The organism is Streptomyces carminius (genome assembly GCF_002794255.1).
GTDB lineage: Bacteria > Actinomycetota > Actinomycetes > Streptomycetales > Streptomycetaceae > Streptomyces > Streptomyces carminius.
Genome location: NZ_PGGW01000060.1, coordinates 162,756 through 182,633, shown reverse-complemented (window position 1 = coordinate 182,633; position 19,878 = coordinate 162,756). Strand labels below are relative to the sequence as shown.

Below are 19,878 nucleotides of genomic sequence, written 5' to 3'. Positions count from 1 at the left end.
CGCCGGTCCGCCGAGCGGGACCGCCCCGGACGGGCACCGGCTTTCCGTGCACGTAATGCACACAACCGTGAACGGCGGAGCGGCCGGATGCACACTCACGCAGGACTCCCCCTGACCGGCCGGAGCCGCGACCTTCGAGGAGCCCGACGTGCCCGACGTGCCCGACGCGCCCGACCGGACCGCGCGGCCCCGGGGACGGGACCGCACCCACTACCTGTACCTGGCCGTGATCGCCGCCGTCCTGGCGGGCATCGCGCTCGGTTTCGCCGCCCCCGGGGCGGCCGGGGAACTCAAGCCGCTCGGCACCGGCTTCGTGGACCTGATCAAGATGATGATCTCGCCGGTGATCTTCTGCACGATCGTGCTGGGCATCGGATCGGTGCGCAAGGCGGCCAAGGTCGGCGCGGTGGGCGGGCTGGCGCTCGGCTACTTCCTCGTGATGTCCACCGTCGCCCTCGCCATCGGCCTGGTCGTCGGCAACGTGCTGGACCCCGGATCGGGCCTGACGCTCACCGAGGAGGCCAGGAGCGCCGGGGCCGAGCAGGCCGCGGGGGCGAGCGAGAGCACCGTCGACTTCCTGCTGGGGGTCGTCCCCACCACCCTGGTCTCCGCCTTCACCGAGGGCGAGGTACTGCAGACCCTGCTGGTGGCGCTGCTCGCCGGCTTCGCGCTGCAGGCGATGGGACCGGCCGGGGACCCGGTGCTGCGCGGCATCGGCCATCTCCAGCGGCTGGTCTTCCGGATCCTGGCCATGATCATGTGGGTGGCCCCGGTCGGTGCCTTCGGGGCCATCGCGGCGGTGGTCGGCGAGACGGGCGTGGACGCCCTGACCTCGCTGGCCGTCATCATGATCGGTTTCTACACCACCTGTCTGCTGTTCGTCTTCGTGGTGCTGGGTGCGCTGCTGAAGGCGGTGGCCGGACTGAACATCCTCACCCTGCTGCGCTACCTGGGCCGGGAGTTCCTGCTGATCCTGTCCACCTCCTCCTCCGAGTCGGCGCTGCCGCGGCTGATCGCGAAGATGGAGCACCTGGGGGTGAGCAAGCCGGTGGTGGGCATCACCGTCCCCACCGGGTACTCGTTCAACCTCGACGGCACCGCGATCTACCTGACGATGGCCTCGCTGTTCGTGGCCGAGGCGATGGGCGACCCGCTCTCGGTGGGGCAGCAGATCTCGCTGCTGGTCTTCATGGTCATCGCCTCGAAGGGCGCGGCGGGCGTGACCGGCGCCGGACTGGCCACGCTCGCCGGCGGACTGCAGTCCCACCGGCCGGAACTGGTCGACGGCGTGGGCCTGATCGTCGGCATCGACCGCTTCATGAGCGAGGCCCGGGCCCTGACCAACTTCGCGGGCAACGCGGTCGCCACGGTGCTGGTCGGCACCTGGACGAAGGAGATCGACCGGGAGCGGGTCACCGAGGTGCTGGCCGGACGCGTTCCGTTCGACGAGCGGACCCTCCTGGACGAGAACGCCGGCACCGACACCGACACCGCCGCCCGTGACACGGCCGGTGCCGGCACCCCGGCCGGGGGAGCGGAGGAGGCGGCCCCCGCCGAGAACGCTCCCCGGAGGTCCGCGGGCGTCTGACGCCTCCCCGCGTCGCCCCGGGCCCACCGTGCGGCCCCGTCCCTGCCTCCGGAGGAGGGACGGGGCCGCACGTCTGCCGCGTGCCCGCCGCGCGTCCGTGCCGTGCCCGCCCGGGCCTCAGGCCGGGACGAGCCAGATCGTCGACAGCGGGGGCAGGGTCGGGGTGATGCCGGCCGGACGGCCGTGGGCCGGGACGGAGGCGTCGGTCTTCAGCGGCTCGGGGTTGCCCACACCGCCGCCGCCGTACCGCGCCGCGTCGGTGTTGAGGACCTCGCGCCAGGCCGGCACCTCGGCCGGGACACCGATCCGGTAGTCGGTGCGGACCACCGGGGAGAAGTTGGACACGGCGACCAGGGGAGTGCCGTCCGCGGCGTACCGCAGGAAGGCGAAGACGTTGTCCTCGGCCGCGTTCCCCTCGATCCAGGAGAAGCCCGCCGGCTCGGTGTCCCGCTCCCACAGCGCGGGGGTGGCGGTGTAGACATGGTTGAGGTCGCGGACCAGCTCGCGCACCCCCTGGTGGTCGCCCGCCGCGGAGTACGCCGGGTCCAGCAGCCACCAGTCCGGGCCGTGTGCCTCCGACCACTCCGCGCCCTGGGCGAACTCCTGTCCCATGAACAGCAGCTGCTTGCCCGGGTGGGACCACATGAAGCCCAGGTACGCCCGGTGGTTGGCCCGCTGCTGCCACCAGTCGCCCGGCATCTTCGACACCAGCGACCCCTTGCCGTGCACCACCTCGTCGTGGGAGATGGGCAGGATGTAGTTCTCCGAGTAGGCGTACACCATGGAGAACGTCATCTCGTTGTGGTGGTACTTGCGGTGGACCGGCTCCTTGGCCATGTACTCCAGGGAGTCGTGCATCCAGCCCATGTTCCACTTGAAGCCGAAGCCCAGCCCGCCGAAGCCGCCCGGCCCGGTGTGGTGGGTGGCGCGGGTGACGCCGTCCCAGGCGGTGGACTCCTCGGCGGCGGTGATCACGCCGGGGCAGCGCCGGTAGACGGTGGCGTTCATCTCCTGCAGGAAGGAGACCGCCTCCAGGTTCTCCCGGCCGCCGTGGACGTTGGGCGTCCACTGCCCGGACTCGCGGGAGTAGTCCAGGTAGAGCATCGAGGCGACGGCGTCCACCCGCAGCCCGTCGATGTGGAACTCCTCGCACCAGTAGACCGCGTTGGCCACCAGGAAGTTGCGCACCTCGGTGCGGCCGAAGTTGAACTCCAGCGTCCCCCAGTCGGGGTGCTCGGCACGGGCCGGGTCGGAGTGCTCGTACAGCGCGGTGCCGTCGAAGTGGGCCAGTGCCCACTCGTCCTTGGGGAAGTGCGCGGGCACCCAGTCCATCAGGACGCCGATGCCCTCCTGGTGGAGGCGGTCGACCAGGTACCGGAAGTCGTCCGGCGTGCCCATCCGGGCGGTGGGCGCGTAGAAGCCGGTGACCTGGTAGCCCCAGGAGCCGCCGAAGGGGTGCTCGGCGACGGGCATCAGCTCCACATGGGTGAAGCCCAGCTCCTTCACGTACGCCGGGAGCTGCTCGGCCAGCTCGCGGTAGGTCAGCCCGGGGCGCCAGGACGGCAGGTGCACCTCGTAGACCGACACCGGCGCCCGGTGCGGGGCCAGCTCCGCGCGGCGCGCCAGCCACTGTGCGTCCTGCCAGACGTACTCCGACTCCTCCACGACCGAGGCGGTCGCGGGCGGCGTCTCGGTGCGGCGGGCCATCGGGTCGGCGCGCAGGGTGTGGGTGCCGTCCGGGCGGGTGATGTCGAACTTGTACAGGGCGCCCGGGCCGACCCCGGGCAGGAACACCTCCCACACGCCGCTGCCGCCCAGCGAGCGCATCGGGAAGACCGTCCCGTCCCAGTGGTTGAAGTCCCCGGCGACCCGTACGCCCAGCGCGTTCGGCGCCCAGACGGTGAAGCGGGTGCCGGGCACCCCGTCGACGGTCATGGGGCGGGCGCCCAGCGCCCGCCACAGCTCCTCGTGGCGGCCCTCGCCGATCAGGTGCAGGTCCAGCTCGCCGATGGCGGGCAGGAAGCGGTACGGGTCCTCGGTGACGATCTCGTCCTCGCCGGGCGCCTCGCCGTAGCGCACCAGCAGCCGGTACGCCGGGAGGGCGCCGCGCACGGTCAGGGGCAGCACCCCCGAGAACAGCCCGTCGCCGTCGTCGTGCAGCTCGGCCCGCATGCCCTCGACCAGGACGGTGACCGCGCGGGCGTACGGGCGCAGGGTGCGCAGCAGCAGCCCGTCGCCCACCCGGTGCGCGCCGAGCACCGTGTGGGGGTCGTGGTGGGTGCCGTGGAGCAGCCGCTGCCGCTCGCCGGGGTCGAGGGCGGGCGCCGTACCGGTGCCGTCGGCGGGGACCGCGGTGCTTGTGGCGGTGCTTGTGGCGGTGCTTGTGGTGGCGGCGGGGGCGCGGGTGCCGGGCCAGTTGGGGGCGTGGTCCTTGAGCGGCTCGGTCTGCCGGACGGCGACCGGCCCGGGCGCCTTCCCGGCCGCTTTCCCGGTGGTGGTCTTGGCGGGTGCCTTCTTCGCCGCCGTCTTCTCGGCGGTGGTCTTCCTGGCGGCGGTCTTCTTGGCGGTGGTCTTCCTGGTGGTCTTCGCCGCGGCCTTGGCGGCGGTCTTCGCCGCCGTGTCCTTGGTCGTCTTCTTGGCCGCCGTCTTCTTGGCCGCCGTCTTGGCCGTCTTCTCGGCGGCGGTCTTCTTCGCGGCTGTCTTGGCCGTCTTCTTGGTGGTCTTCTTCGCGGCGGGCCGCGCCGCCCCGGACGCGGCCGGGCCGGCGGCGTCCGGGGACGCGGCGGCGCCTTCGTCCCGGGCGCCGCCGGCGGCGGTCCGGGGGGAGGCGTCGGGCAGCGGTCGGCTGTCAGGGCGGGGGGTCACGGAAGATGCCTCCTGGTGCGCAGAGTCGTTCACGTGTCCGCGAGGCGGTGAATGGCGGACATCGGGATGGCGAGCCAGGCGGGGCGGTGCCTGGCCTCGTACAGGACTTCGTAGACGGCCTTGTCCGTTTCGTACGCGCGCAGCAGCACGTCCTCGTCGCGCGGGTCGGAGCCGGCCGCGTCGGCGTAACCGGAGCAGTAGGCGTCACGATTCTTCTCGGCCCACTCGCGCGCCCACCCGGCGTCCTCGGAAGAGGCCCGGGCGTGCTGGCAGGCCGCGTAGTCGAACGAGCGCAGTATGCCCGCGATGTCCCGCACCACCGGCTGCGGACGGCGCCGCTCGGAGATCGGACGGGCGGGCTCGCCCTCGAAGTCGATGACCGACCACCGGTCGGTGTCCCCCGCGCACAGCGCCTGGCCCAGATGGAGGTCGCCGTGGATGCGCTGGGCGGACCAGGACCGGCCGCTGCGGCCGAGGTCGGCCACGGCGTCGAAGACGGCGTGCAGCTGCCCCCGGTACGGGCGCAGGGCGGGTACGGAGGCGGCCGCGGCCTCCAGCCGCTCGTTCATGCCGGAGGCGATGAACTCCAGCTGGCGGCGGCGCAGCGCGGTCACGGGCAGTGCTTCCGCCAGGGTGGTGTGCACCTCGGCGACCGCCTTGCCCAGGGCCCGGGCGGCACCGGTGAAGTCGCCGTGGGCCCCCAGCGAGCGCAGCGCGAGCTGCCAGCCGTCGCTGGTGCCCGGCAGGAAGGGCTGGAGCACCCCCAGCGTCATCGGGTCACCCGTCTCGCCGCCGGGCCGCGCCTCGAACCAGGCGGCCGGCGCGGGCACCCGGTCCGAGCCCGCCCGGGCCAGGGCCAGCGGCAGTTCCAGGTCGGGGTTGACCCCGGGGCTGACCCGGCGGAACAGCTTGAGGATGTACCGGTCGCCGTAGACCACGGAGGAGTTCGACTGTTCCACGCTCAGCGGCCTCGGCGGGAGCCCGGTGGGGATGACGGTGCCGCGTTCGCGCTGGAAGCGCAGCGGGCCGAGTCGGCCGGGGGAGCGCAGCCGCTCCAGCAGCACGGCGGCCAGCCGCGGGTCGTGCAGCGCCTCGTACACCGTGCGGCCGCGCAGCGGCCCGTCGGCGGGATGGCCGATCAGGGACCCGGCCAGCGGCGGCGGCAGGGCGGGGCGCACCCCGAGCAGCAGCTGGTAGCAGTCGGCGGGGACCGGATGGGTCTGTTCCGGGCCGCCGGGCTGCTGGGCCCGTACGAGCAGGTGGAGCAGACCGGGCGCGGCCCCGCTCGCGCACGGCAGCAGCTCGGTGGCGGCGACCAGGGTGAAGCCGCTGACGGGCCGCCCCTTCCCGGCGAACCAGCGCTGCCGCGGAAGCCACTCGGTGAGCAGCGGCGTGAGCGAACGCAGCAGCGCCGCGCCCCCGGACTCGCGCGTGGCGACGACGGCGGCGCGGGGCGAGGAGCTGTCCGACATGACGTCCTTTCCCCGGGCACACGAAAGGTACGGCAGAGTGTCCCGGATTGCGGCTGTGGGTGTCCGGCGGTGCGGGACGTGTCGGGGAGTACCCACCGAGCGGGCTAGTGAACTTCCGAGGCGGTATCGGAGGGCATCGGGGGACATCGGGGGACACGAACTCGGCCGACCCGCGCCGTTGGTGGTGTCTTCGGTGTTGGCAATCGTGCCCACACCGGCCCGGGACTAACCCGTGACACGGGTTTTCCCCGGGCCGGTCCACCGCCGCGCGGTCGGTACGCCGCCCGTGCGCCGCCCGCCGTCAGGCCTGCTTCCGCAGCCGGAACCAGTAGAAGCCGTGCCCCGCCAGGGTCAGCAGGTACGGCAGCTCGCCCACCGGGGGGAAGCGCACCCCGCCGATCAGCTCCACCGGGTGGCGCCCGCTGAAGGCCTGCAGGTCCAGCTCGGTGGGCTGGGGGAAGCGGGAGAAGTTGTGCACGCACAGCACCAGGTCGTCCTCGTACTCGCGCAGGAAGGCGAGCACGGCGGGGTTGGACGAGGGCAGCTCGGTGTACGAGCCCAGCCCGAAGGCCGGGTTCTGCTTGCGGATCTCGATCATCCGGCGGGTCCAGTGCAGCAGCGAGGAGGGGCTGCTCATGGCCGCCTCGACGTTGGTCACCTGGTAGCCGTAGACCGGGTCCATGATGGCGGGCAGGAAGAGCCGGCCGGGGTCGCAGGAGGAGAAGCCCGCGTTGCGGTCGGGCGTCCACTGCATCGGGGTGCGCACCGCGTCCCGGTCGCCCAGCCAGATGTTGTCGCCCATGCCGATCTCGTCGCCGTAGTACAGGATCGGCGAGCCGGGCAGGGACAACAGCAGGGCGGTGAACAGCTCGATCTGGTTGCGGTCGTTGTCCAGCAGGGTGGCGAGCCGGCGCCGGATGCCGATGTTGGCGCGCATGCGCGGGTCCTTGGCGTACTCCGCGTACATGTAGTCGCGCTCCTCGTCGGTGACCATCTCCAGGGTCAGCTCGTCGTGGTTGCGCAGGAAGATGCCCCACTGGCAGCCCGAGGGGATCGCGGGGGTCTTGGCCAGGATCTCGGAGACCGGGTAGCGCGACTCGCGCCGTACCGCCATGAAGATGCGCGGCATGACGGGGAAGTGGAACGCCATGTGGCACTCGTCGCCGCCCTTGGAGTAGTCGCCGAAGTAGTCGACGACGTCCTCGGGCCACTGGTTGGCCTCGGCCAGCAGCACCGTGTCGGGGTAGTGGGCGTCGATCTCGGCGCGCACCCGCCGCAGGAACTCGTGGGTGGCCGGCAGGTTCTCGCAGTTGGTGCCCTCCTCCGCGTAGAGGTAGGGGACCGCGTCCAGCCGGAAGCCGTCGATGCCCAGGTCCAGCCAGAACCGCAGGGCGGAGATCATCTCCTCCTGCACCTGCGGGTTCTCGTAGTTCAGATCCGGCTGGTGGGAGAAGAACCGGTGCCAGTAGTACTGCTTGCGCACCGGGTCGAAGGTCCAGTTGGACGCCTCGGTGTCGACGAAGATGATGCGGGCGTCCGGGTACTGCTTGTCGTCGTCGGCCCAGACGTAGTAGTCGCCGTACGGGCCGTCGGGGTCACGCCGCGACTCCTGGAACCAGGGGTGCTGGTCGCTGGTGTGGTTCATGACCATGTCGATGATGATCCGCATGCCGCGCTGGTGGGCGGCGTCCACGAACTCCACGAAGTCGGCGAGGTCGCCGAACTCCGGCAGCACCGAGGCGTAGTCGGCCACGTCGTACCCGCCGTCCTTCAGCGGGGACTTGAAGAACGGGGGCAGCCAGAGGCAGTCCACGCCCAGCCACTGGAGGTAGTCGAGTCTGGCGGTGAGGCCCTTCAGGTCGCCGATGCCGTCGCCGTTGCTGTCCTGGAAGGAGCGGACCAGCACCTCGTAGAAGACGGCCCGTTTGAACCAGTCGGGGTCGCGGTCCTTGGCGGGCGTGTCCTCGAACGTGTCGATGACGGGTTCGTTGACGGTCATGGTGTGGGTGACCCTCCGGTCGGTGAGGACGGTCGCAGGGTGAGGATGTGCGCGGGCGCCGCACCGCGGCCCGGCTCCAGGCGCACATAGTTGTCCCTGCCCCAGTGGTAGGTCTCGCCGGTGAGCTCGTCGCGCACCGGGAAGGGCTCGGCGCCGCTCTCCTGGGCGGGAGCGAGGCCGAGTTCCGGCAGGTTCAACGAGACCGTGGCCTCGTGGGTGTGGTGGGGATCGAGGTTGACCACCGTGAGAACCGTGTCGGCGTAGGGGCGTGTACCGCGTTTCGAGTAGACGATGATCGATGGATTGTCGGAGTGGTGGAAGCGCAGGCCGCGCAGCTGCTGCAGTGCAGGGTGGCGGCGGCGCAGCCTGTTCAGCGCGGTGATCAGCGGGGCGATGGTGGTGCCCGCCCGCTCGGCCGCCGCCCAGTCGCGCGGACGGAGCTGGTACTTCTCGGAGTCGAGGTACTCCTCGCTGCCCGGCCGCACCGGGGTGTTCTCGCACAGCTCGTAACCGGAGTAGACGCCCCAGGCGGGGGAGAGGGTCGCGGCGAGCACCGCCCGGATCTCGAAGGCGTGGCGCCCGCCGTGCTGGAGGTACTCGTTGAGGATGTCGGGGGTGTTGACGAAGAAGTTGGGCCGCATGTACGAGGCGGCGTCCCCGGTCAGCTCGGTCAGGTAGTCGGTCAGCTCGTCCCTGCCGTTGCGCCAGGTGAAGTAGGTGTACGACTGCTGGAAGCCGATCTTCGCCAGGGTGTGCATCATCGCGGGGCGGGTGAAGGCCTCGGCGAGGAAGATCACGTCCGGATCGGTCCGGTTGATCTCGGCGATCACCTTCTCCCAGAAGACGACCGGTTTGGTGTGCGGGTTGTCCACCCGGAAGATCCGCACCCCGTGGGACATCCACAGCCGCAGCAGGCGCAGGGTCTCCTCGACGAGGCCGCCCATGTCCGCGTCGAAGGCGATCGGGTAGATGTCCTGGTACTTCTTCGGCGGGTTCTCGGCGTAGGCGATGGAGCCGTCGGCGCGGTGGTGGAACCACTCCGGGTGCTCCTTGACCCAGGGGTGGTCCGGGGAGCACTGGAGGGCGAAGTCCAGGGCGACCTCCAGGTCCAGCTCGCGGGCGCGGGCCACGAAGTGGTCGAAGTCCTCGAAGGTGCCCAGGTCGGGGTGGATCGCGTCGTGGCCGCCGGCGGACGAGCCGATGGCCCAGGGGCTGCCGACGTCGTGGGGACCGGCGGTGAGGGAGTTGTTGGGCCCCTTGCGGAACGATTCGCCGATGGGGTGGACCGGCGGCAGGTAGACCACGTCGAAGCCCATGTCCGCGACCGCGGGCAGCCGCTCGGCGGCCGTGCGCAGGGTGCCGGGCACGGGCGGCTCGCCCTCCTTGACGACCGCGCCCTCCGAGCGCGGGAAGAACTCGTACCAGGAGCCGAACAGCGCCCTTTGCCGTTCCACCAGCAGCGGCAGCGGGCGGGTGGCGGTGACCGGCTCGCGCAGCGGATACCGGTCCAGCACGGCCGTCACCTCCGGCGTCAGCGCCGCCGCCAGCCGCGCGGCGACCGGGCGGGAGGTGTCGCGCAGGGCGTCGGCCGCGGCCAGCACGGCGGCCCGGGCCCCGCCGGCGCCGTCCTCGGGCACGCCTGCCGCGGCCCGCTCGTGCAGGGCGGCGCCCTCGGTGAGGGTCAGCTCGGTGTCGATACCGGCCGGGACCTTGATCCCCGCGTGGTGCCGCCAGGTGGTGACCGGATCGCCCCAGGCCTCGACGGTGTAGGTCCACCGGCCCTCCGCGTCGGGGGTCACCTCGGCGCCCCAGCGGTCGGTGCCGGGCGCCAGCTCCCGCATCGGGGTCCACGGGCCCGGCCGTCCGCCCGGATCGCGCAGCACCACGTTCGCGCCGACCGCGTCGTGCCCCTCGCGGAAGACGGTGGCCGAGACCTGGAAGGTCTCACCGGCCACCGCCTTCGCCGGGCGGCGTCCACAGTCGACGAGCGGGTGGACATCCAGTACGGGAATGCGACCGATCATGGGATCCCCTGATGGCGTTACGGGTGGTTTCGTACTTTCTATCTGTTCCACAGACCACTGACGGGCCGCGGGCATGGCCGCTCCTGTCCGCTTTCACTCGGGTGGCGTGACGGTTCTCGTTTCGGAGTGCCCCGAAAGGGCCGCAGGAAAAGAACCTGCCCAGACAGAGAGGGGGGAAAGCCGGACCCGTGTGAACTACCGGTACGTAACAGCGCACCGGGGAACGCCCCCGTCACACGGTCGCAACCCGCTCGCCGCGCACGCTTCGGATCTCCCGTACGGGCCCGTGTACCACGGCACCGAGTGCCGGAAACATGAACGCGAAGTGACACCCCGTGTGGTCATATGCGCGCATGAGCCGGATCGGCGGCGGACTCCGGTTTACCGGGCGAAAAGGGTGCCGGGCCCGCTACCGTCGAGGTGTGAAGGCCATTCGTCGATTCTCCGTCCGTCCCGTCCTTCCGGAGCCCCTACGACCCCTCAGCGACCTGGCGCGCAACCTGCGCTGGTCCTGGCACCCCGAGACCAGAGAGCTGTTCCGCTCCGTCGACCCCGACGGCTGGCGCGCCGCGGGCGGCGACCCGGTGCGGCTGCTGGGGGCCGTGTCCGCCCGGCGGCTGAACGAGCTGGCCGAGGACCGCGGCTTCCTGCGACGGCTCGCCGTCGCCGCCGGTGACCTGCACGACTACCTGACCGAACCCCGCTGGTACCAGCGCGCGGAGGGCGAGCTGCCCGCCGCCGTCGCCTACTTCTCCCCCGAGTTCGGCATCACCGCCGCCCTGCCCCAGTACTCCGGCGGGCTCGGCATCCTCGCCGGCGACCACCTCAAGGCCGCCAGCGACCTCGGCGCACCGCTCATCGGCGTCGGCCTGCTGTACCGGCACGGCTACTTCCGGCAGAGCCTGTCCCGGGACGGCTGGCAGCAGGAGCACTACCCCGTCCTGGACCCGGACGAGATGCCCCTGGAACCGCTGTGCGAGCCGGACGGCACCCCGGTCCGCCCGGCCCTGCGGCTGCCGGGTGGGCGGACGCTGCACGCCCAGGTATGGCTGGCGAAGGTCGGCCGGGTGCCGCTGCTGCTGCTGGACTCCGGGGTGGAGGAGAACGCCCCGCGCGAACGCGACGTCACCGACCGGCTCTACGGCGGCGGCAGCGAGCACCGGCTGCTCCAGGAGATGCTGCTGGGCATCGGCGGGGTGCGGGCGGTGCGCGCGTACTGCCGGATCACCGGACACCCCGAACCGGAGGTGTTCCACACCAACGAGGGACACGCCGGCTTCCTCGGCCTGGAGCGCATCCGGGAGCTGGGCGAGCGCGGCGCGCCCTTCGAGGCCGCGGTGGAGGCCGTGCGCGCCGGGACGCTGTTCACCACCCACACCCCCGTTCCCGCCGGGATCGACCGCTTCGACCGCGAGCTGGTGGCCCGGCACTTCGGCGAGGACGGCGAACTGCCCGGGGTGGCCGCCGAGCAGGTGCTCCAGCTGGGCACCGAGACCTACCCGGGCGGCGACGGCGGCGTGTTCAACATGGCGGTCATGGGCCTGCGGCTGGCCCAGCGCGCCAACGGCGTCTCCACCCTGCACGGCTCGGTCAGCCGGGAGATGTTCCGCGGCCTGTGGCCCGGCTTCGACGCCGCGGAGGTGCCCATCGCCTCCGTCACCAACGGCGTCCACGCCCCCACCTGGACCGCCGCCGAGATGCGCCGGCCGGCCCCCGGCACGGACGACGCCGGGCTGTGGGAGCTGCGCCGCACCCTGCGCGAGCGGCTGGTCGAGGAGGTGCGGCGGCGGCTGTACGACTCCTGGCGGCAGCGCGGCGCGTCTCCCGCCGAACTGGGCTGGATCGACGGGGTGTTCGACCCGGACGTGCTCACCGTCGGCTTCGCGCGGCGGGTTCCGGCCTACAAGCGGCTGACGCTGATGCTGCGCGACCGCGAGCGGTTCACCCGGCTGCTGCTGCACCCCGAGCGGCCGGTCCAGTTCGTGGTCGCGGGCAAGGCCCACCCGGCCGACGAGGGCGGCAAGCGGCTGATCCAGGAGCTGGTGCGGTTCGCCGACGATCCCCGGGTGCGGCACCGGATCGTCTTCCTGCCCGACTACGGCATGGGCATGGCGCAGCACCTCTACACCGGCTGCGACGTCTGGCTCAACAACCCGCTGCGCCCGCTGGAGGCGTGCGGCACCTCCGGGATGAAGGCGGCGCTCAACGGCGGCCTCAACCTCTCGGTGCTGGACGGCTGGTGGGACGAGTGGTACGAGCCGGACTTCGGCTGGGCCATTCCCACGGCCGAGGACGGCGCGGTCGCCGGTACGGCGGGCGGCGCGTCCGGCGGGGGCCCGCTCGGCGACAGCCCCGCCGACCGGGAGCGGCGCGACGCCATGGAGGCCGCCGCGCTCTACGGGCTGCTGGAGGAGCAGGTCGCGCCGTGCTTCTACGAGCGCGGTGCGGCCGGGGACGGGCTGCCGGAGCGGTGGATCGGGATGGTCCGGCAGACGCTCACCCGGCTGGGTCCGAAGCTGCCCGCCGACCGGATGGTGCGCGAGTACGTCGAGCGGCTCTACACCCCCGCCGCCCGTGCCCACCGGGCGATGGACACCGCCGCCGCGGAGCGGCTGGCCGAGTGGAAGGCCCGGGTACGGGCCGGCTGGCCGCGGGTGGCCGTCGACCACGTGGAATCGGTGGCCGGGTCCGTCGAGCTGGGCGGCAAACTGGCGCTGCGGGTCCGGGTGCTGCTGGGCGACCTGGCACCGGGCGACGTGGAGGTGCAGGTGGTGGCCGGGCGGGTGGACGCCTCGGACACCCTCTCGGCCGCGGACGCCGTCCGGGTGCCGCTCAAGGTCTCCGGCGAGCCCGCGGAGGACGGCGGCCGGCTGTACGAGGGGCTGCTCGCGCTGGACCGCACCGGCCCGTTCGGCTACACCGTCCGCGTCCTGCCCGCGCATCCGCTGCTGGCCGGCCCGGCCGAGCTGGGCCTGGTCGCCCTGCCCCCGGACGACCTCCAGGCCAGGGAGGCCGCCGGGGTGCTGCTGCGCTGACGTGTCCGCCCGGTCCGGAGGACTTGACGGATCCGGAGGGGCCGGGGAGGGAGCCGCGCCGGGCCGGCGCGGCTCCCTCGCGGAGGCGCCGGTGTGGGGCCCGGCGCGTGGTCAGGTGGGGGGCGGAACGGGGCGGGGTCCGGTCAGAAGACCAGCTTCCAGCCGTTGAGCGTGCCGGAGTCGGCCTTGTAGGCGTCGGTCACCCGCAGCGTCCAGACGCCCTCGGCGGCCTTGCCGGCGGCGTCCACCTCGTAGGTGCGCCGGAGGTTCTTGCCGGAGTCCGACACGCTGCTGTCCTTCAGCCGGAAGACCGTCCCGTCCGGCGCCACCAGCTCGACGCGCAGATCACCGCGGAAGGAGTGGGTGATGTCCACACCCACCTGGGTCACCGCGGTCGCGCTCCCCTTCCGGTCGACGGTGATCGCGGACTCCACGGTGCCCGGGTCGGGGATCGCGAGGGCCTCGGCACTCTCGAAGGCGACGCCCTGCGCACTGTCGCTGCCCTCGGCGCCGGGCCGGGAGCCGACGTTGACCGCCCCCCAGGCGTGGGCGACCGACTCGTACTGCTCGCTGCCGGCCCCGAACAGGTCGGCCGCGGCGGACAGCGTCGCCGCGCGCGCGTCCGCGTAGTCCGTGGTGGACGTCATCTTCTCGGTGAGCGCCTTGAACCAGATCCGCTCCGCGGCCTCGATCCCGATGCCGGTCACCGGCTTGCCGTCGTAGGTCGGGGAGTCGTACGCCACCCCGTTGATCGTCTTGGCGCCGCTGCCCTCGCTGAGCAGGTAGAAGAAGTGGTTGGCCACGCCCGAGGAGAAGTGCACGTCCTGGCTCACGAGGCTGGGGGACCAGTAGTCCCGGGAGCGGCCGTCCTTGCTCGGCCGGTCCATGTGGCGCAGCGGGGAGCCGTCACCGAAGATGTCGATCTTCTCACCCAGCAGGTAGTCGCCCGGGTCCTCGGGGTTCTTCGCCCGGAACTCCACGGCGGCGGCGAAGATGTCGGAGGTGGCCTCGTTCAGACCGCCCGACTCGCCCCGGTACAGCAGCCCGGCGCTGTTGTTGGTGAGGCCGTGCGTCATCTCGTGGGCGGCCACGTCGAGCGAGGTCAGGGGCCTGGTGTCGCCAGCCCCGTCGCCGTAGGTCATGCAGAAGCACTCGTCCGACCAGAACGCGTTGACGTAGTTGGCGCCGTAGTGGACCCGGCTGTACGGGGCGGTGCCGTCGCCGCGGACGCCGTCGCGGCCGTGCACCTGCTTGTAGTAGTCCCAGGTCTGGGCCGCGCCGTGGTGGGCGTCGACGGCGGCGGTCTGGGAGTCGTACGGCGAGCCGTCGCCCCACAGGTCGTCGTCGTCGCTGAAGAGCGTGCCGGTGCCGGTGGTCCTCCCGCCCAGGTCGTAGGTGAGGTGGCCGCCGCGCTCGTCGTCCCGGAGGGTGTACCGGCCGTCCGCGGAGCCGGTGGTGAGGCTGATGCGGCCGGAGTACATGCTCTCGCCGGTGCCGGTGTGCACGCCCTGGTACTCGGCGAGCTTCTCACCGGTCCGCGCGTCGGTGACGATGTGCAGCTCGCTGGGGGTGCCGTCCTTCTGGACGCCGTCGACGACCCGCTCCCAGGCGAGCACCGGCGTACCGTCGGCGGCCCAGACGATCTTGCGGGGCGCGGTGCCGCCGTCGGCCTCGGCGGTCTTCGGGCGGTGCTTGTCCGGGGCCTCGGTCGACGGCAGGGAGAGCTTCGCCGGGGTGGCCCTGGTGACCTCCCTGACCTCGCCCTCCGGGGACTCCTCGATGACCAGGTCGCCGCCGACCACGGGAAGTCCCGCGTAGGTGCGCTCGTAGCGGGTGTGGACGGTCCCGTCGGCGTTCTTGACGACGTCGCGGACCTTGAGCTTCTCCTTGCCGCCGAGGCCCAGGTCCCGGGCGGTGGCGGTGGTGTCGGCCTCGGCGGCCTCGAGTAACCCGGCGCGCTGGGCGGGGGAGAGCTCGGCGGAGAGCGCTCCGGGGTCGGGCCTGGCCGCGGTGGTCCCGGGTGCGGCGGTGGCGGTCTGGCCGGCCAGGCCGACCGCCAGCAGGGCCGATGCGGTGGCGAGTACACCGGCGGCGGTGGTGGTGCGGGTGCGGGTGCGGGGGATGGATCTGCGTATCACGCTGGACTCCCTCTGGAGAGCGCCGCGAAGCGGGGGGATGTGGGGTGTGAGCGTCTCGTGTGCGCACGGGTGACGAGAAGCGCGTACAGCGTGGAGAGTGGCACCGCGATGGGGTGTATGTCAGGAGCAGATCAAGAAAATGGCCGGAACATAACCGTTTACGCAAAGATGACGCGCGATGAGCCGGTGACGAGGGACGCCGTACGCGCCGGAGCACCGGGGCCGGGGGAAACGGAAGGCGGTACAGGCGCCGGAGGCGCCGTCCGCGCCACCGCACCGCCGCCGTGCGGGGCCGCGGGCGCGGCCCCGCACGGCACGCCGTTCCGCCCCGGAGGGGCAGCGGGCTCCCGACCCCGCCCCGGTCGGACCCGCCGGCGGCGTCACCACGTCACGTCCTCACCGTCAGACCAGGCTGTCGCGCCAGGCCCGGTGCAGCTCGGCGAAGCGGCCGGTACCGGTGATCAGTTCGGCCGGCGGACCGTCCTCCACCACCCGGCCCTCCGCCATGACCAGCACCCGGTCGGCGATCTCCACCGTCGACAGCCGGTGGGCGATCACCAGCGCCGTACGGCCGCGCAGCACCGTGTGCATGGCCCGCTGCACCGCGCGCTCACCGGGGATGTCCAGCGAACTGGTCGCCTCGTCCAGGATGAGCACGGCCGGGTCGGCCAGCAGGGCCCGGGCGAAGCCGACCAACTGACGCTGACCGGCGGAGATGCGCCCGCCGCGCTTGCGCACGTCGGTGTCGTAGCCGTCGGGGAGGCCGGCGATGAACTCGTGGGCGCCGATCGCCCGCGCCGCCTGCTCGATCTCCTCCCGGGAGGCGTCCGGGCGGCCGATCGCGATGTTCTCCGCGACCGTGCCGGAGAACAGGAACGCCTCCTGGGTCACCATCACCACCCCGCGCCGCAGCTCGGGAGTGGCCAGTTCCCGCAGGTCCACCCCGTCCAGCAGCACCCGGCCCGCGGTGGGGTCGTAGAAGCGGGCCAGCAGCTTGGCGAGCGTGGACTTGCCCGCGCCCGTGGCGCCCACCACCGCGACCGTCTGCCCCGCCGGGATCTCCAGGTCGAGACGGGGCAGGACCTCACCGCCGGTGCGGTAGGCGAAGCGCACCTCCTCGAACACCGCCGACCGGCCCGGCCCGCCTCCGGAGAGCTCCGGCAGCGGCCGGGGGCGGACCGGCTCGGGAACGGACGGGCGCTGGGCGAGCAGTCCGGCGATCTTCTCCAGGGACGCGGCCGCGGACTGGTAGGAGTTGAGGAACATTCCCAGCCGGTCGATCGGGTCGTACAGCCGCCGCAGGTACAGCGCCGCCGCGGCCAGCACACCCAGTTCCAGCGAACCGGACGCCACCCGGTGCGCGCCCCAGAGCACGATGGCGGCCAGCGCGGTGTTGGCGACCAGCCGGGAGGAGATCACATAGCGGGCCATCTCCAGGATGGCGTCGCCGTTGAGCCGCAGATGCCGGTCGTTGAGGCGGCCGAACTCCGCCTCGCCCGCCCGCTCGCGGCGGAACGCCTGCACCGGGCGGATGCCGTTCACCGTCTCAGTGAACCGCACGATGAGCGCCGCGGTGGCCGTGGACTTCCGGCTGTAGACGCGCTTCGAGCGGCGCCGGAAGTTCTGCACGATCATCAGCAGCGGCACGAAGGAGAGCACCGCCGCGCCGCCCAGCCCGAGGTCCAGCCAGAGCAGCGTCACGCAGATGTAGACCACCGACAGGATCACACCCAGCAGCTCCTGCAGCCCCTCGTCCAGCAGCTCGCGCAGCGCCTCGACATCGGTGGTGGCGCGGGAGATCAGCCGGCCGGAGGTGTAGCGGTCGTGGAAGTCCACACTGAGGGCCTGGGCGTGCCGGTGGATCCGGCCCCGCAGTTCCAGCAGGACGCGCTGGTTGATCCGGGCGGCGGCGCGGACGAAGGCGTACTGCAGCGCGCCGGCGGACAGCGCGCACAGCGCGTACCCCGCCGCGACGGCCAGCAGCGGTCCGCGGTCGCCGTCGCGCAGGGCGGGCACGGCCCGGTCGATGGCGTACGCCACCAGCAGCGGTCCGGCCTGCACGGCGGCCTGCTGCAGGAGCAGCAGCACGGCGGCCACGGCCACCCGCGGCCGGTGCGGGCGCAGCAGCGAGCCGAGCAGCCGGCGTGAGGCGCCCCGCGGGGCGGGCAGGACGTCGCGGTCGAACGCGTCCGTCCGGCCGTCCGGTCCGTCCGGTGCCGCGGCCGGCCCGCCGCCCCGCCCGTCCTCCGGAATGTCCGGGGCGTTCGGAACGTCCGGGGCGTTCGGGGTGCCCTCTCCCTCGGAGGGCGGCTCGGTGACGGTCGCGGTCATCGCTCCTCCTCGTGGTCCCCCAGGTCCGAGTGGTCCGCGCCGGACATCAGCCGGCGGTACTCGGCACTGGTGCGCAGCAGCTCCTGATGGGTGCCGACGGACGCGATCCGGCCCCGCGACAGCAGCGCCACCCGGTCGGCCAGCAGCACGGTGGAGGGCCGGTGCGCGACCACCAGGGCGGTGGTGCCGGCCAGCACCTCGCGCAGGGCCGCCTCCACCAGGGCCTCGGTGTGGACGTCGAGCGCGGAGAGCGGATCGTCCAGCACGAGGAAGCGGGGGCGGCCCACGACGGCGCGGGCCAGCGCCAGCCGCTGCCGCTGGCCGCCGGACAGGCTCAGTCCCTGCTCGCCGACCTGGGTGTCCGCCCCCTGCGGCAGCGCGGAGACGAACTCCTCGGCCCGGGCGACCCGCAGGGCCCGCGCCAGGTCGGCGTCCCCGGCGCCCCCGGCGTCCTCGGCCGAGGAGGCGCCCATGAGGAGGTTCTCCCGCACCGAGGCGGAGAACAGGGTGGGCTCCTCGAAGGCCACGGCGACCAGTGCGCGCAGCTCGTCGCGGGAGAGCGCCGCGGTGTCCCGGCCGTCGAGGGTGATCCGGCCGGAGGTGACCTCGTGCAGCCGGGGGATCAGGGCGGTGAGCGTGGTCTTGCCGCTGCCGGTGGCGCCGACCAGTGCCATCGTCTCGCCGGTGCGGATGTGCAGGTCGACGCCGTCCAGGACGGGCGGGGCGTCCGGCGGTGCGTCCGGATACCGGAAGACGACCCGCTCGAAGCGGAGGCCGTCCGCCCGGGCGGCCCCCGCCGCCGGGAGGCCGGGAGCGGGGCCGGGGGCGGGAACGCCGGTGGTGAGCCTGTCCGGCGGCACCGGCTCGTCCAGCACCTCGAAGTAGCGGTCGGCCGCGGTGGCCGCCTCGTTGCTCATGGCGAGCAGGAAGCCGATCGACTCCACCGGCCAGCGCAGCGCCAGCGCGGTGGTGAGGAAGGCGACCAGGGTGCCCGCCGACAGCTCCCCGTCGGCCACCTGGACCGTCCCCCACACCAGGGCGGCGCCGATGGCCAGCTCCGGCAGTGTCATGATCACCGCCCAGACGCCCGCCAGCAGCCGCGCCTTGTGCAGCTCGGTGTCCAGCAGCCGCCGGGAGAGTTCCCGGAAGGCGCGGGCCTGGCTGCGGTGGCGGCCGAAGCCCTTGATGATCCGGATGCCGAGGACCGACTCCTCGACGACCGTGGTCAGATCGCCCACCTGGTCCTGTGCCCGGCGCGCCGCCAGCGCGTACCGCACCTCGAAGACCGAGCACAGCACCACCAGCGGCGCCACGGGGGCCAGCAGCACCAGCCCCAGCGTCCACTCCTGGGCCAGCAGCACGGCGCAGCCCACCAGGATGGTGGTGGCGTTGACCAGCAGGAAGGTGAGCGGGAAGGCCAGGAACAACCGCAGCAGATGCAGGTCGGCCGTGGCCCGGGAGAGCAGCTGACCGCTCGCCCAGCGGTCGTGGAAGGCGACCGGCAGCCGCTGCAGATGCCGGAACAGGTCGGCGCGCATCGCCGCCTCCACCCCGGCCAGCGGACGGGCCACCAGCCACCGCCGCAGCCCGAACAGCAGCGCCTCCAGCACACCGACGGCCAGCAGCAGGGCGCCGCCCAGCCACACCCCGCCGGTGTCGCGGCCGGCGATGGGGCCGTCCACGAGCCACTTCAGGATCAGCGGGATGACCAGGCCCAGGCAGGAGGCGACGATCGCGACGAACGCCGCCGTGAACAGCCGCGCCCGCACGGGACGCACATAGGGCCACAGCCGCAGCAGGGAGCGCACGGCGGAGCGGTCGGCGTCCCCGGCGGGCCCGGGCCCCGCGGCGGACCCGGGGGGACCGGCGGCCGGGGGAGGGGCGGAGTGGGGGGAACCGGGATGTGGGGGATCGGTGGCGACGGCAGACATCAGGAGTGAGACTACGGTTCGCCACTGACGGAGCACACGCGGTTTTCCGTCGCGGGGCCGCGGCGGCACCCCCTTCGCGGGGCCCGTGCCGGACCGCGGGCCGGATTGTCGGTGCGGGCGCCTACGCTGCGGCGTATGGGTCAGACAGGACAGACAGGACAGCCGGCTCAGGGAGGCCGGGCGGAGGTGCGGGAGCTGCAGACCGCGCTGCACACCGCCTCCGACATCGCCTTCGGGCTGGACGACGCGCCCCCGGCGGACCAGGTGGCCGGGCTGGTGGACGCGCTGCGCCGGGCACTGGAGGCGGCCCGGGCACTGGAGGGGAGCCAGGGAGGTACGGGCTGCCGCGAGCATCCGCGTGGCGCGATCGACCCGCTGTACGGGGACAAGGAGGATCCGCTGCCCCCCGGCTGGGGCCGATGCCTGCTGTGCAACGACCGGCGGCGCCGGGCGGGCACCCAGCGGTACGCGGCCGGCCGCTGACACCGGCCGCTG

The 19,878-nt window shown here is 73.0% G+C and carries 10 protein-coding genes; 3 read left to right on the top strand and 7 right to left on the bottom strand.

Going from position 1 to position 19,878, the window contains the following annotated elements; translation table 11 throughout:
* The first annotated feature begins 157 nt into the window (after positions 1–157).
* Positions 158–1,588 carry a cation:dicarboxylate symporter family transporter gene (locus tag CUT44_RS19565; protein WP_100203421.1) on the top strand — a complete coding sequence of 477 codons (1,431 nt, stop codon included), beginning with the start codon at positions 158–160 and terminating at the stop codon, positions 1,586–1,588.
* A gap of 117 nt (positions 1,589–1,705) precedes the next feature.
* Here CUT44_RS19565 and glgB read toward each other — a convergent pair whose 3' ends face one another.
* From glgB to CUT44_RS19545, 4 genes are all read right to left on the bottom strand, one after another.
* Positions 1,706–4,453, bottom strand: coding sequence for a 1,4-alpha-glucan branching enzyme (gene glgB / locus CUT44_RS19560; protein ID WP_100203192.1), 2,748 nt, complete (start codon positions 4,451–4,453; stop codon positions 1,706–1,708).
* Positions 4,454–4,482: 29 nt separating this feature from the next.
* Entirely contained in the window at positions 4,483–5,925 is a 1,443-nt protein-coding gene (locus tag CUT44_RS19555) for a maltokinase N-terminal cap-like domain-containing protein (protein ID WP_100203191.1), read from the bottom strand.
* Positions 5,926–6,226: 301 nt separating this feature from the next.
* Positions 6,227–7,924, bottom strand: coding sequence for a maltose alpha-D-glucosyltransferase (gene treS / locus CUT44_RS19550; protein WP_100203190.1), 1,698 nt, complete (start codon positions 7,922–7,924; stop codon positions 6,227–6,229).
* Entirely contained in the window at positions 7,921–9,948 is a 2,028-nt protein-coding gene (locus CUT44_RS19545; RefSeq protein WP_199185768.1) for an alpha-1,4-glucan--maltose-1-phosphate maltosyltransferase, read from the bottom strand. The genes treS and CUT44_RS19545 overlap by 4 nt, the downstream gene beginning before the upstream one ends.
* 422 nt (positions 9,949–10,370) lie before the next feature.
* Between CUT44_RS19545 and glgP the strand changes: the two genes are divergently transcribed.
* Positions 10,371–12,983 carry an alpha-glucan family phosphorylase gene (gene glgP / locus CUT44_RS19540; protein ID WP_199185767.1) on the top strand — a complete coding sequence of 871 codons (2,613 nt, stop codon included), beginning with the start codon at positions 10,371–10,373 and terminating at the stop codon, positions 12,981–12,983.
* 143 nt (positions 12,984–13,126) lie between these two features.
* Here glgP and CUT44_RS19535 read toward each other — a convergent pair whose 3' ends face one another.
* The 3 genes from CUT44_RS19535 to CUT44_RS19525 form a co-directional block, all read right to left on the bottom strand.
* Positions 13,127–15,121: a M4 family metallopeptidase gene (locus CUT44_RS19535; RefSeq protein ID WP_408646761.1), complete on the bottom strand. Its 1,995-nt coding sequence runs from the start codon at positions 15,119–15,121 to the stop codon at positions 13,127–13,129.
* A gap of 402 nt (positions 15,122–15,523) precedes the next feature.
* Positions 15,524–17,452, bottom strand: coding sequence for an ABC transporter ATP-binding protein (locus CUT44_RS19530; RefSeq protein WP_100203187.1), 1,929 nt, complete (start codon positions 17,450–17,452; stop codon positions 15,524–15,526).
* Positions 17,449–19,383: an ABC transporter ATP-binding protein gene (locus CUT44_RS19525; RefSeq protein ID WP_100203186.1), complete on the bottom strand. Its 1,935-nt coding sequence runs from the start codon at positions 19,381–19,383 to the stop codon at positions 17,449–17,451. Before CUT44_RS19525 ends, CUT44_RS19530 begins: the two co-directional genes overlap by 4 nt.
* Before the next feature lie 135 nt (positions 19,384–19,518).
* Here CUT44_RS19525 and CUT44_RS19520 point away from each other — a divergent pair, with 135 nt between their 5' ends.
* The gene (locus CUT44_RS19520; RefSeq protein ID WP_100203185.1) at positions 19,519–19,866 is read left to right on the top strand and encodes a hypothetical protein; all 348 of its coding nucleotides are present in this window, start codon (positions 19,519–19,521) and stop codon (positions 19,864–19,866) included.
* Positions 19,867–19,878: the final 12 nt, after the last annotated feature.